This is a genomic window from Pseudarthrobacter siccitolerans (genome assembly GCF_030823375.1).
Taxonomy (GTDB): Bacteria; Actinomycetota; Actinomycetes; order Actinomycetales; family Micrococcaceae; genus Arthrobacter; species Arthrobacter siccitolerans_A.
The window spans coordinates 2,171,905-2,185,294 of the sequence record NZ_JAUSXB010000001.1 but is presented as its reverse complement, the minus strand read 5'-3'; the positions used below and the strand labels follow the sequence as shown (position 1 = coordinate 2,185,294).

Below are 13,390 nucleotides of genomic sequence, written 5' to 3'. Positions count from 1 at the left end.
CTGGGTGACCTTGTACGCTTTAGATTTCGCATCAGGAAGTACCGAAAGGCGTGTTCGCTTCACGTACTTAACGACTATTTCCTGCCGGAATTGGCGCCTCTGCCATCCCTCAGGCCTCCTGATTCCTGGACTTAATGCTTCCGCATTACGGATTTATCTTTCCGGAAACATGTTCTTCCTACCGTTTCTCATGACCTTGCCGCATCCCTGTGCCGTCCGTCCTTCAACGAAAAGGTACCGGTATGAACATCACGGCCACCGCTGCATCCGGCGGTTTCCAACAAACGTCGCAACAGCTTCGAATTTCGAAGGTAACAAACTCCGAGTTGCAGCCAGTGCGGGCAGCTCAGGGTGCGTCGGCCTAGCTGAGCAGCAGCCGATGTTCACTCATTCGGTTAAGCGGGTAAACCGCGGCGACTATAGTGGCGCGGCGCGTTAGCTAGCCTCGTGACGCGTCGGCGGCCCTGGTGAACACGTAGACCTCGACGTGGTCGCCGTTGAGCACGAATCGGGTGAGACCCCCGGCATTGAACCACACCACCTCCGCGACGGTCTCGAGGCCTCTGGGGGAACAGCCTTCGGCACCGTTGAACTCGCGAATCGCCTGATCGGCCAGGAGCAGACAGACCATGCCGTAGCGAGACTCTCCGCTCCAGACACGGAGACCGTTGAAGTTCTCGTATTGCCGCAGCTCATTGGCACTGAGACCCAGCGCGTCAAGAGTGCCGAGCCTGTCTTGCGGCTCATCGGCGTCCGCACCGACCGACTTCAATGCGAGCACGAAGTCCGGTCCGGGCGTGGGCAAGTCTTCGTCTTCCCCACGGTGCTGCCCATCTGGGACGGGCGGCGCCATTTCCGTTAACGTGTTGGCCGGGGTTGCAGTGGGCTCATCAGCAGGCAGCTGCAACAGCCATGCGACCGTGATCAGGGCGAGGGCAGCGGTGGCGCCGCCGAGGATCATCAACCAGCGGCGGCGGCGCCACCACGGTGCCGCGGGGGCTCCGTCGACAGCCTGCGGGACCGACGTCGAAGTCGACCGCGCCCCTTCGACCGGCTCAGCGACCGGGACGCGTTTCGGGACCGGGGCGGGGACGCTCGGGGTGGGATCGATGACGGGAGTCGGCTGTCTGTGTTGGGCGGCCTCCAGTTCGGAAAGCCGAGCCTGAGCCGCCACATCCCCCGCGATGTTGCCATCCCGTCCGTACGCACGTCGCCGCAGGCGCTCCAACTCGCGAGCTTCCCCGCCCTCGGCCGACCCCAGCGGGCCATCCATGGCCTAAGTATCCAACCTGGGCACCACCCGGGGCTAGAGGCATGACCCATACTCTGCTTTAAAGGGGCTTTCGCTCATTGAAGACGAACCAGCGTTAGGAAAGACGGTAGATCCAGCCGTGACACCAAACTAACTCCTCATCTGTCCATACCTGGGGTCAATTCGGGTTGTTCACGGCTGAATTGGGCAGTCTTCCAGGTAGCTCCCTGGCCGCCGTAGCGGTGGATAACGTTCGAGAATTGTCCCCATCTGTGGGCAGCTGACCAGTGCTTCAGGTGGCAGCGGAAACTGCGTTCGTGGGAGTCACCGGAGGCGCACCGGGGGTCGCTCCAGCTGGAAAGCGTCCGGGCAGCGATCGCCGAGGCAATGCCCCCGCTTTCCGGTGAGATGGGCGGCAACCAGTTCTCAGTTCTGGGGTCCCCGCTGCGCTGACCTGCGCTTCTTCCACTCCGTTAGTGTCTTGTCCACCCCTGTGCCTTCCGCCCGCCAGCGGCTAGGCTGACCGGCATCGACAGGACGGTATCGGCTGTACACCCGCGTGGACAGTTTCGACTGAACCCATCGACTGCGCTGTACCCAATGCATACTGACAAACGGGGTAAGGGAGACACATGAAACCGCTGCCGGCACTTGAGCTTGTTGCCCGCCTGGAAGATGCCGATTGGCTGGATCCTGTGGCCAAGAAGGTACGAAAGATCGTCAAACGCACTGTCCGGCCCCAGTGGGCCCGGGATATCCTGCACGGCGTTCCCATCGGGCATCCGGTTCATCCGTTGGCTGTCCAGGTTCCGCTGGGTTCCTGGCTTTCGGCGGCAGTCCTGGATGCGCTCCCCGGCAACGACAGGGCGGCCAGTGTCCTCATCGGTGTGGGAAGCGCCTCCGCTGTGCCGGCCGCGGTGGCCGGTTTTATGGATTGGTCGCAGTTGCACAGCCAGCAGCAGAGAGTGGGGCTGGTCCACGCGACTGCTAACATCACGGCCGTAAGCCTCTACACCGCCTCGCTCGTGGCACGTGCACAGGGGCAGCAGGGTGCGGGCAAGGTACTTGCCTATCTGGGCCTGGGGGTAGTCAGCTTTGGCGGCTTCCTGGGTGGCCACCTCAGCTACCGGCAGGCCGCCGGCGTCAACCACAGCGAGGATATTCCGCACCGCTTCCCGAGTGGATGGCAACCGCTCGCACCCTTGGAGGACCTGCCCGACGGGAAGCTCCACCAGCGGGTAGTCGCCGGGATTCCACTGCTGGTGTTCCGGGAGGCGGAAACAGTGAGCGTGTTGTCCGACGTTTGCAGCCACCTGTCCGGACCACTGCACGAGGGCAAGCTCAAAGGCGGCAGCCTGACGGATAGCGCAGCCGGGGGCGGCGGCGAACCCTGCGTCGTGTGCCCTTGGCATGGCAGCACCTTCTCACTGCGGTCAGGCGAGGTGCAGGCCGGGCCGGCCACGTCCAGGCAGCCACTGTTCGAAACCCGGGTCAACGGCGGGCTCGTGGAAGTGAACCTTCCCGGCGCTGACTGAGCGTTTCGGTTGCTGTTTCCTCAGCCGGTTAAGACGGTGCGGAGACCTCAGCCGGTTAACAAGTCCATGAGGGCGTTTTCCAAGAGGCTCTTATCGGCAGGCTGGAAGTTGGATAAGTCAGCGGGCCGGAACCTCGGCGTTTCGGTCGACTGCAACTTGGGCGTTTCAGCGTTCAGGAACTTGGTTCCGCCCATGGGTAGGAGTCCGGGTGGCCATTGTGGTGGTTCCTGGTCGGGTTGTTCGGGTTTGTAGTGTCGGCCGGTGGGGGAGGTCCAGCCGGGTGGTTCGTTTTTGGCGGCTGGTGTGGGTTCCCAAGGGCTGTTGTGTTTGAGGCGGTGATGTTTGCGGCAGAGCTGTGCCAGGTTGCTGATACCCGTATGTCCGCCCTGGTGCCAGGCGGTGAGGTGGTCGGTGTCGTTGTCGAGGGAGTGGTTGTTGCAGCCGGGGAAGGTGCATTTGCCGTCCCTGAGATGCAGTGCTTTTTTCATGGCTTTGGTGAGCCGGTAGCTGGTGCGGCCGATTTCCAATGGTGCGCCGTCCCGGGGGTCGACGAGGACGCGGTAGAAGGAACTGGCACCGTCGGTAACGAGTTTGCGTGCCATGGAGGCGGGGATGGGACCGTAGCCGTCCAGGGTTGCGGGTTCGTCGGTGAGGCCGAGGAGTGCGAACACCGGGACCGTGACGAGCACTTGGGCATTCGGGACCGGGACGCTGGCGAGGTCCGTGTAACCGCTGCGGCCGGTTCCCTCATGCCCGGCGGAGGCGAGGTCGGCGGCGTCGGTGCTAGTAGCTTCATGCTCGCTGGATCCGGTTGAGGTGCCGTCGGTGGCGCCGGCGCCGGCGGCGGCAGCGGGTTGGTCATTGACGGACAGGGAGGCCACGCCGATGGGGGCATCGGTGTTCTCTTCGGTGTTGAATTCTTCTGCGGTGCTTTCCGGGGCGGGGCTGAGGGCTGGTCCTGCGGCCAGGAGCAAACGGGCGGCGATGTCGGGCCGGAGTTGTGTCATTGACCGGGGCTCTTCGGGGCCCTGGAGGCCGCGGGCGAGGGCGGTGCTGCGGTTCCAGATGGCGGATGCGGTGTCGGCGGGCAGGTACAGGGAGAGCCAGGCCATGCCGTCGCGGTCCGGGGTGTATTCCATCCGCCGGTCGGCGGCGCTTTTGGTGTGGCGTTTTTCGAGGGATTCGGGGTGGCGGCGTTCGCGCCAGTTACGGACTCGGGTCCGGAACCGTGACGGTACGAGTTCGCCGGCGGCTCCGCGTGCCGGGTTGGGTGCGTCGGGGTCCAGGAAGTGCGCGGCGAGGGCGGCCGCGCCGGCGGGGCCGAGGCCTTCGGTTTCGTCGCCAATGATTTTGGCGTGCTGCCACGAGATGGCCCCGGCGGAGAGGGCGTCCATGACCGGCGGCAGGGAGCAGACTTGCCGGGACTGGGTGACGAGCGCCCCGGCGGCGGGGGAGCTGATGGTCAGGACGCCTGCGATTTCCTCGATCGCGGACATCTCCGCGTAAGTGCGTTCGTGTGCGGGTGCTTCGGGCGGGGTCATTGTGTGCTGGATTTCGATGGCCTCGGCCGCGTCCCGGGCCTTGATGGCGGCGATCTGTGCTTCCAGCTGCTTCGTTACCGCCATCCGCTCCAGGCGGATCTCGTACCGGCGCTGCAGCACATCGGTCACGACGTCAACGCCGTCAGTATTAGCAGGGCCCGGGCGGCCCGCGCTCAAGCGGGCATCCTCAACAAACAGCGCATCAAGGCCAGCGACGGAAGCATGAATGCCCTCCATCACCGCCACTGTGCCCGCGCCGTTTCCCATAGAAGCATCATCCATCGAGGCACTGACATTTTGTGGAGATGCTGCTGATGGACGAACCGGCGCAGCCGGCGCGGCAGGAAACAGCGATGCCGCACTCACCGCGTCGCCTGCCGGATCCGTTCCCATACCAACATCGTCCCCGGAGGCACTGACATTCTGATCGGAGGACTGTTAAGGCGAAGTCACCCACTCGCCCCGCCGCAGGACTCCGGCCAGGTTCAGTCCAGGGTCAACGACAACGACGTCGGCCCGCATCCCTGCGCACAGGTCACCTGCCTGCGTCGACAGTCCCAGGACCGCCGCCGGTACTGCAGTCGCCGACGTGACGGCGTCCTGCATAGGGACACCGGCTGCAACGGCGGACCGCACAACGTCCAGCAACGTCGCCGTTCCGCCGGCGATGGCACCAGTGTTGTCCACCCGGGCCACTCCTCCGTCAACCGTTACCGCGAGTGTGCCGAGCCTGTACTGGCCATCCTCCAAGCCCGTCGCGGCCATGGAGTCCGTGACCAGTGCGATGTTGTCCGCGCCCACCAGTTCGAAGACTGTCTTGACCGTTTCCGGGGCCAGATGGACGCCGTCGGCAATCAATTCCACCACGGCATTCCCGGCGCGCGCGGCACTCAGGCAGGCGGAGACGGGACCAGGGGCGCGATGATGCATGGTGGGCATGGCATTGAAGAGGTGAGTGACGGTGGGCCTCCGCCCCTTACTCGAATCCGCACCAGGCGGCGTTTCCGCAAGCCCGACGGCGGCCCGCTCCAGGAAGGCGGCCGCGCCGGAGTGATCCGCTGCAGTGTGCCCGAGCGAAGGCAGCACGCCGCGGCGAGTGAGCAGATCCACCAGTTCGGATGCACCCGGCAGTTCGGCAGCCAGGGTCATGGACGCCAGGGTGGGCCCCGCCGCTTCGAAAAGTTGGGCCACCAGGCCGGCGTCGGGTTCCAGCAGCAGCGCGGGGTCGTGCGCGCCGCACTGTTGGCCGGAGAGGAAGGGGCCTTCCAGGTGTGACCCGGCAACCAGCCCCTCCTCCGCTACCGCCCGCAGCACCTTGAGGTTCCGGACGAGGTCCGCGGGCGTTCCCGTGACCAGGCTGGCCAGCAGTGTGGTGGTGCCGCGGCTGTGCAGGTAGCGGGCAGCAGCCCGGGCACCTTCCTCGGAACCCTCCGCGAAGTCCGCGCCGTGGGCGCCGTGGCAGTGGAGGTCCACCAGGCCCGGCAACAGAATGCGGCCGGAGCCGCCGGAGCCGCCGGAGCCGCCGGCGTCACCGGCATCACCCCGGTCTCCAGGGTATTCCGACGCCGGCCCGGCATATGTGATCAGGCCGCCGGCCACGGCGACAAGCCCGTCATCGATGTCCATGCTCGCGGACACGATGCGCCCCCGAAGTATCAGATCCTTGCCCATCAGGTCGCCCTCCAGAGAGCCGCCGCCATGACCTGGGTGTTGTTGATGGTCGCGCTCGCCGTCGGAGCGCTGCTCCTGGATGGTGCTGTGGCTGGCACGTCGGCCCTTCGATCCGTGGAGCGGTCCGGCGAGGACCACTCTTTCGGATTATTCCACACAGGGCAGCGCTGGGGGGCGGGTCAGGCGACCAGCTCCGCTTCCTGGGGTGCGGACCGTTTGGTCACCCGGCTCCGCAGGGCCAGCATCAGGGCGGCGCCCACAAGGGCAGGCGCCGCGAATGCCATGGCAGCTACGGGGACGCCGCCGCCGAAGCTGACCAGCAAGGCGCCGTAAGTGGGGCCGGCAATCGCTCCGATGCGCCCCACTGCCAGCGCCCATCCCAGGCCGGTGGCGCGGGTGGCTGCCGGGTAGAACTGCGCGATGTAGTCGTTGATCATGTTCTGAGTGCCCAGGCCACCGAAGCCCGCGACGGCGGCGAGCACCATCATGAGTGCGGCCGGCGGGTTGGTGGACATCAGCAGGAGGGCGGCCGCGGCGCTGATGAAGCCCACGATGACCAGCGGCCGGGGCCCGAACTTTTGGCTGCCGACCGACGCGAGGACCGTGCCCACTACAGCGCCCACGGAGTAGGCCAGCAGGAAGGACACGGATGATCCGACGCCGAACCCCGCGGTCCGCATGATCTGGGGCAGCCAGGTGCTGACGCCGAATATGGTCAGCAGGCTCAGCACGGTAATGGCCCACAGCAGTACTGTGGTGCGGCCGGTGCCGTTGGCGAACAGGGCACGGGTGGGCGAGATACGGACGGCGGAGGACGGTGCTTCTGCTGTGCGGGGGAGCGCGTAGCTGGCTTCAATGCGGTCTGCTTCGGCATCCCGGCGCTGTGTCCGCAGGAACGACGGCGACTCAGGCATGAGGAACCAGGCGAACGGCACCAGCAAAAGACCGACAGCCCCGATCGCGTAAACCGGGCGGAAGCCGCTCGATTCCAGCAGGGCCAATGAGGTCAGCGAGGCAACTACAGTGCCCGTAGCCGGCCCGGTAAGGACTGCCCCCAGGACCAGGGATTTCCTGCCCGGCGGGGCGAACTCGTTGGTGAGGGCCACCGCCGTCGGAAGCAAACCTCCCACGCCGAAGCAGGCGATGAAGCGGAACGCCGCGAACAACTCCCACGTGGGGGCCAGCGAACAGGCGAGCATGGCCACCGAAAACAGGGCCAGGGCGCTGACAAAGATCCTGCGCCGGCCGAGGCGGTCGGTCAAGGTGCCCACAACAAGGGAACCGAGCAGCATGCCCACTAACGCCAGAGAACCCACTGCGCCGGCGGCTGCGGGTGTGACGTTGAACGGCGGCTGGCCGATCAGGCCGGGAAGGGTGGCCCCGTAAACGTAGAGGTCATAACCGTCGGCGAGCAGGCCAAGCCAGCACAACACAAAAATTCCGACAAGGGATTTTCGAGGGGCATTGGAGTTCATCGTTGATTCCAATCGGATCAAAGGGCGGCGGGCAAACTTGCCGGCGGGACGTCCATCAGCTTGGCTCCCTGGCTCCCCTCCGGTGACTGTACTTTTCACTGAGTGAAAATGCACTTTGTGGCACGGACCACACGGCGGACGCTTGAAAGACCATAAGGCAAGTTCTGGAGGGATCGTGGCGGGAGCAGGCGGGGCAAGGGGGCTCCGGGAAGGCCCTGGCCAGCCCGTGGTGGTGCGCGCGCTGAGTCTGCTGGAACAGTTCACCGAGCGACGCCGGGCGCTGAGCCTGTCCGAGCTGGCAAGGCTCGCGGGACTCGCCCCGGCCACAGCCCTCCGGCTGGTGAGGCACCTGACCGAATGGGGTGCCTTGGAGCGGCTGGAGGATGGCCGGTACGTGGTGGGGGTGCGCTTGTGGGAAGTCGCCTCGCTCTCGCCGCGCGGCCATGGCGTCCGGCAGATAGCGCTTCCGTACCTGGAAGACCTGTACGAGGTGACGCGCCACCATGTACTGCTCTCCGTCCGCGAAGGCAGGGACGCGGTACTTATCGACCGGCTCTCGTCGCGGCATGCCACCGAAGTCGCCTACCGGGTGGGAGGCCGAATGCCCCTGCGCACCACCGCCGTGGGGCAGGTCCTGCTGGCCTACTCCACTCCCGGCGTGCTGGAGGAGCTGCTGGCGCAGCCTGCCGGGGCCGAACAAAGGGCCGAACAAGGGACGGAACCGGAGGCCGAGCGCGGGGCCGGGGAACTGCCGGCGGCTGACCTTCGAGCGGTGCTTGCCGGCGTCAAGCAGTCCGGCGCGGCAGTGGTCCGGAGAACACAGCCCTCCCGGACCGTCTCGGTTGCGGCGCCCATTTATTCGGCCGGAGGTGAGGTCCTTGCCGCCCTGTCCATCGTGGTTCCGGATGCGGTGACGCCGGCCCATGAACTGGTTCCCCTGGTGCGGGCCGCTGCCCGCGCCATCTCCCGCAGCCTGGGCCATCAGCCGACCGCCAGCGGGGCGTGGCGGCATCCCTCCCGGGAGGCCGGAGCCCTGCCGGCCTGACGGCGGCCAACTGCAACAGCAATCAAAGTAGAAAGTCAGGCTTAGTTATTTCCCAAGCCGCGGACATAGGCTTAGGCTGGAAACACTAAGCATGCTTTCTATCTTTAGAAGGGGTTGTATTTGATGCGAAAAGTTCCTGCACTTGGAGTGATGGCGGCGGCGATGATTGCCCTGGCGGGATGCACGGGCGGCGGCGGGGGCACGGCGACTCCCTCTACGAGCCAGACGGCCACTCCGAGCAAGACGGCTGAAGCCAAGGTCTATACCGAGGATGAGCTCCGCGAACTGATCTCCGGAATGAAGGATGACGACGGCAACGAACTGAAGCTCTACTCCAAGGAACAGGTGGATCAGGGCGGCAACATCGCCAACCTGCTCCTGAGCACGGCAACGGTGGACCCCGCGGATTGCAAGGACATTGCCACAGCGGGACTGCTGGACAAGGTGGAAAGCGGCGAAGTCGCCGTCGCGCTTTCCGAGGGCGACCAGCCGCGCACCCTGTCCGCACAGTCCGGCAGCGACGGTCCGGACGCCGTCGAGGTCCTCGATGGGATCAGCGGCAAGATGGACCAGTGCGCCAAGTTCTCGGTGACCGCGCTCGGCCAGAAGTATGAGGTCAACAGCGAGGAGCTCCAGGCTGATACCGACGCCGAAAAGACCTTCGGCACCCTCAGCACGCGCAGCGGCGAAAACCAGCAGAAGCTGATGCAGGTCTCCGCGGCCGAAGGCAGGCTGCTGGTGGTGGCCACCAAGAGCGGCGCCAACCTGGGGGACCCTGACCAGAAGGAGCTCGAGGACCTGATCAATGAAGTGCTGAAGAAGGCCGATGCCGGCAGCGGAACTTCCAGCCCCACGTCCGCCAGCACGTCGGGGTCAGCGGGCACGTCGTCCACGAGCCGTTCAGCATCACCTACGGCGACCTCAACGGCAACGGAGACGGAAGACACCGAAACGTCGTCTGCGTCACCGACGGCTTCGCGCTAGTTCCGGGGGAACAGAAAGGCGGGCGGGACCTGATGGTCCCGCCCGCCTTTCTGCCTGGTTTGCCGGCTGTTCAGGAGCGGTGAGCGGACCGCGGCTAAATAACCGATTGTGACAGCAGTAAACGTAGGCTGGACACGTGACCAGGGCACTTGCCCGGGCATAGTGCAGCCGGTATCCAGGTGAAAGGCAGGACACCATGACCACGTCCAATGAAGAGCCCCGGAACACCGCCGACCTTCGCGGCCCGGGTGACCCCGACGAAGCCAAGCAGGCAGTGCAGGCGCCGCAAAGCGGCCAGCATCCGGAGCTCCCGGGCGCCAGCAACATCCGCGAGGAGCAGCAAGCCCATGCAGCCGGAACCGTGCCGGCGTCGTACTCCGGAAGTGGCGCGCCGCCGCAGGAGCACAAGCCTGAGGAAGCCCTTGATGAGCCGCGAAACTGGGACGACGAAGGCTGACATGATTACCCGCACCGATGTTGATGACGCGGCCCGGCGGACTGCCGGGCTTACCCGCTTGACACCGGTGTTACAGGCGGACGCATTCCCCGCTGAGGTGTGGTTTAAGTGCGAGTTCATGCAGCACACCGGCACTTTCAAGGCACGCGGCGCGCTGAACCGCATCCTGGCCAGCAAAGAGCGCGGTGAGCTGGATTCCACCGCGGGTGTGGTGGTTGCTTCGGGCGGCAACGCCGGGCTGGCCAACGCCTATGCTGCAGCCCAGCTGGGAGTGCCGGCAACGGTGTTCGTGCCCGCTGCGGCTCCGGCCGTGAAGGTTCGGAAGCTCGAGGCGATCGGTGCCACCGTGGTCCAGGGCGGGGCTGAATATGCCGAGGCGTACCAGGCCGCCGTGGAACATGCCCAGCGCGCCGGAGCTGTTTACTGCCACGCCTATGATCAACCCGAGATCGCCGCCGGCGCCGGAACGGTGGGGACTGAACTGCTGGAACAGATCGCCGGGGTGGACACAGTGCTGGTGGCGGTGGGCGGCGGCGGACTGATGGCTGGAATCGCGGCCGCGGTGGAAGGCCGTGCCCAGGTAGTGGGCGTGGAACCCCGGAACGCCCCGACGCTTCATGCCGCCCTGGCAGCGGGCGAACCCGTCGACGTTGCAGTATCTGGCGTCGCTGCGGACTCGCTGGGTGCCCGCCGCATCGGCGACATCGGTTTCGCCGTTGCGGTCCGCACCGGCGTCGAAAGTGTCCTGGTGTCCGACGACGACATCATCGCGGCACGCTCGCTCCTGTGGAACGACTACCGGCTGGTGGTGGAGCATGGTGCCGCCGCAGCGTTCGCTGCCCTGACCTCTGGCGGCTTCGTGCCAAAAGCGGGGGAGCGCGTGGCGGTCATTCTCTGCGGGGCAAACACGGACCCGGCCACCTTGTAGGCAACCGGGTCCGGCCAGCAGAAAGTGAAGGCTAGCTGCAGAACTTGCTGTAGGTGCTGCCGGCTTCCTGGTACCCGGCCTGCAACTCCGCGAGCCTGGCTTCGTCCGGCGTTTCCTTGGCCTGCTCATCCGTGTATTCAAGGATGGACTCGAGGGCGGGCTTGAGGTCGTCGGAGGCAACCTCGTGAATGGGACGGATCTGGTTGGCGAGGCGGTTCATGCCCGTCTTGCCTGCGTTGTTGGCCGGGTTGGACACTACGCTCTGGATCCGCTCGCACGTTTCGGCGGTGGTGAGCTGGTTCGAGGCGGTGCAGGCCGTGGCCGAGACTACGAGTCCGGCGGCGATCAAGGCTGTGGCGAGTTTCTTCATGGGTCCCTCAGTAGTTGATTGAGGTTTCGATTGTAAGCAGAACCCGGAGGCGAATGCCGTCCCGGGTGCGGTGCCCCCTCTTCTATGAAGGGGGCATCAGGCTCTGGCGGGGCTTCCTGCAGGTGCTTAGGCTGACAGCACCACCGCGCGGAGTTGGCGCAATTTTGGCCCCGCGCATCAATCCATATCTAGGAAGCATTATGCGCCGAACAGTGCAACGCCGTACAGCCGTTGGTTTCATCGCTCTTCTGGCCCTGTTCTTACCTTCAGCCCTGCCGGCAGCGGCATCGGAGTCTTCCGGTGACGACGACGTCATTGTCCTCCAGGGTGCCAAGTCCGCCGAGGGCATCGCGGCAGGAGAAGGGACAACGTTCTTCGCCGGGGAACTGAATACAGGAGACATCTTCCGCGGCGACATCCGTGAAGGCAAGGCCAAGCGCATTATCGACGCGCCCGAGGGCCGGATGGCCGTCGGAATGAAGGCGGATGTCAGCAACGACCTGCTGTTTGTGGCGGGCGGTGCCACGGGCAAGGCCTACGTCTACAACACCGAAACCCGCAAGACGGTGGCCGAGGTCACGCTGACCACGAAGACTGGTTCGTTCATCAATGATGTGACCCTCACCGACGATGGCGCGTGGTTCACCAACTCAAAATATGGCGAGCTCTACCTGGTGAAGGTCAGCCACTCGGGTGAGGTGCGCAAGGCGGTCAGGACCCTGACTGTGAAGGGCGACGCGGCATCTGCCTTGGGCCCCAACGACTTCGGCATGAATGGCATCGCAGTAGCTGAAGATGGAGACACGCTGATTGTTGCCCACACCAGGGATGAGGCCCTCTACGCCGTGGATCCTGAGACGGGAAAGAGCGACAGGATCAAAGGTCCGAACCTGGAGTTCATCGACGGGATCCTGGTGAAAGACCACACCCTATGGGCCGTCCAGAACATGGACAACCGGATCAGCCGGCTCAAGCTTTCCGATAATTTGTCCTCTTTCAAGGTTGAGGACGTGATCAAGAGCAAGAACTTCGACATCCCGACGACGGTGGCCAGGTTTGGGGATACCCTCGCCGCGGTCAACGCGAAGTTCGGCAGGCAGGCGGCCCGCTATGAGGTAGTCCTGGTCCCGGCCTGGGATTAGGTTAGCGCCCGACTGGCTGGCAGTTAACGTCGTCAAAACGCGGTTTTGCACTCGTCAGCTGCCAGCCAGTTTCCCGGGCTCCTGGGTTCCGGGGCAACTGGATTCCAGGACTGCGGTGCTAAACGGTCCGCTGCGCCTTGGCCAGGTTGTCCTTCAGCTCCTGGGCGTTCTGCCGCACCACGTAGGCCGGCCGGTCCCGCTCCACACGCCAACTGTCCTCCAGGTCGCCGATGTTTACGGTGTCGAAGCCGAATTCGTCGTACAGGCGGATGACCAGTTCGGCCGCTTCCGGGTAATCGCTTGCTGTTGCCAGCGCCCGCCGGTTGTCGGTGCCGGAAGGGGTTCCGTCAGTGGTGATCTGGGAGGCCATGATGTGGTTGAAGCCCTTGGCCACCTTTGAGTCGGGGAGGTGCTCCTGCAGCAGGCCGGAAGTGGTGGCCTCGCCGTTGTCCAGCGCCGGGATGCGGCCGTCACGCTCCCAGTAGTAGTTGTTGGTGTCGATCACGATCTTGCCGGCCAGCGGCTCCACCGGGATGTCCTTGTAGTTCTTGAGCGGCACGGTGACCACAGCGAAATCTCCGGCCGCAGCCGCTTCCGTTGCCGTGGCCGCACGCGCCTTCGGCCCGAGTTCCGCTACCAGCCCGGCCAGGGTCTCCGGGCCGCGGGAGTTGCTGATGACCACGTCATAGCCCAGCTCCACCGCCTTCCGGGCAACTGCGCTTCCAATGTGTCCTGCACCAATGATTCCGATTGTTGTCATATGCGCGCCAACAGCTGCTACGCCGCAGATATTTCAGGGGCGTTCCGGGAATAAAAGACGTCGAAAAGACGTACGCCGGCGTCCTGCCGCCACTGCGCGTGGCGGCAGGACCCGTCGTGGTTCCGCCAGCCGGTTGTCGCGGTGACCTGCCAATAACGAAACGCAATAGAACAAATACTCCCAGTTAGGAACGGAAAGGCCTTGACCCGAAGCTCAGCACGCTGATAAAC

12 protein-coding genes are annotated in these 13,390 nt (G+C 65.1%); 6 read left to right on the top strand and 6 right to left on the bottom strand.

Features of this window, described 5'->3' with window-relative positions; all coding sequences use genetic code 11:
* Positions 1-439 precede the first annotated feature (439 nt).
* Positions 440-1,273 (bottom strand): hypothetical protein, encoded by an 834-nt coding sequence (locus tag QFZ36_RS10230; RefSeq protein ID WP_306636104.1) that lies wholly within the window; start codon positions 1,271-1,273, stop codon positions 440-442.
* A 611-nt stretch (positions 1,274-1,884) separates the two neighbouring features.
* Between QFZ36_RS10230 and QFZ36_RS10220 the strand changes: the two genes are divergently transcribed.
* Positions 1,885-2,787, top strand: coding sequence for a Rieske 2Fe-2S domain-containing protein (locus tag QFZ36_RS10220; RefSeq protein WP_306636102.1), 903 nt, complete (start codon positions 1,885-1,887; stop codon positions 2,785-2,787).
* Positions 2,788-2,834: 47 nt separating this feature from the next.
* Here QFZ36_RS10220 and QFZ36_RS10215 read toward each other — a convergent pair whose 3' ends face one another.
* The 3 genes from QFZ36_RS10215 to QFZ36_RS10205 all read right to left on the bottom strand — a co-directional run bounded on the left by QFZ36_RS10215 (position 2,835) and on the right by QFZ36_RS10205 (position 7,474).
* Entirely contained in the window at positions 2,835-4,610 is a 1,776-nt protein-coding gene (locus QFZ36_RS10215) for an HNH endonuclease signature motif containing protein (protein ID WP_306636100.1), read from the bottom strand.
* A 156-nt stretch (positions 4,611-4,766) separates the two neighbouring features.
* Positions 4,767-5,999: an N-acetylglucosamine-6-phosphate deacetylase gene (locus tag QFZ36_RS10210; protein WP_306639163.1), complete on the bottom strand. Its 1,233-nt coding sequence runs from the start codon at positions 5,997-5,999 to the stop codon at positions 4,767-4,769.
* Positions 6,000-6,178: 179 nt separating this feature from the next.
* Positions 6,179-7,474: an MFS transporter gene (locus tag QFZ36_RS10205; RefSeq protein ID WP_306636098.1), complete on the bottom strand. Its 1,296-nt coding sequence runs from the start codon at positions 7,472-7,474 to the stop codon at positions 6,179-6,181.
* 175 nt (positions 7,475-7,649) lie between these two features.
* Between QFZ36_RS10205 and QFZ36_RS10200 the strand changes: the two genes are divergently transcribed.
* The 4 genes from QFZ36_RS10200 to QFZ36_RS10185 all read left to right on the top strand — a co-directional run bounded on the left by QFZ36_RS10200 (position 7,650) and on the right by QFZ36_RS10185 (position 10,888).
* Positions 7,650-8,519, top strand: a complete 870-nt coding sequence (locus QFZ36_RS10200) for an IclR family transcriptional regulator (RefSeq protein WP_306636097.1) — start codon at positions 7,650-7,652, stop codon at positions 8,517-8,519.
* 123 nt (positions 8,520-8,642) lie between these two features.
* A complete protein-coding gene (locus QFZ36_RS10195) occupies positions 8,643-9,503 on the top strand; it encodes a hypothetical protein (RefSeq protein ID WP_306636095.1) in 861 nt (286 codons plus the stop codon).
* 196 nt (positions 9,504-9,699) lie between these two features.
* The gene (locus QFZ36_RS10190) at positions 9,700-9,960 is read left to right on the top strand and encodes a hypothetical protein (protein ID WP_306636093.1); all 261 of its coding nucleotides are present in this window, start codon (positions 9,700-9,702) and stop codon (positions 9,958-9,960) included.
* A 1-nt stretch (position 9,961) separates the two neighbouring features.
* Complete coding sequence (locus QFZ36_RS10185; RefSeq protein ID WP_306639162.1) at positions 9,962-10,888, top strand: threonine/serine dehydratase; 927 nt, start codon at positions 9,962-9,964, stop codon at positions 10,886-10,888.
* A 31-nt stretch (positions 10,889-10,919) separates the two neighbouring features.
* On the opposite strand, the gene QFZ36_RS10180 is transcribed toward QFZ36_RS10185, so the two are convergent.
* Positions 10,920-11,258 (bottom strand): hypothetical protein, encoded by a 339-nt coding sequence (locus QFZ36_RS10180; RefSeq protein ID WP_306636091.1) that lies wholly within the window; start codon positions 11,256-11,258, stop codon positions 10,920-10,922.
* 200 nt (positions 11,259-11,458) lie between these two features.
* Between QFZ36_RS10180 and QFZ36_RS10175 the strand changes: the two genes are divergently transcribed.
* Complete coding sequence (locus QFZ36_RS10175; protein ID WP_306636089.1) at positions 11,459-12,400, top strand: SMP-30/gluconolactonase/LRE family protein; 942 nt, start codon at positions 11,459-11,461, stop codon at positions 12,398-12,400.
* A gap of 118 nt (positions 12,401-12,518) precedes the next feature.
* Here QFZ36_RS10175 and QFZ36_RS10170 read toward each other — a convergent pair whose 3' ends face one another.
* Entirely contained in the window at positions 12,519-13,160 is a 642-nt protein-coding gene (locus QFZ36_RS10170; RefSeq protein WP_306636087.1) for an NADPH-dependent F420 reductase, read from the bottom strand.
* Positions 13,161-13,390: the final 230 nt, after the last annotated feature.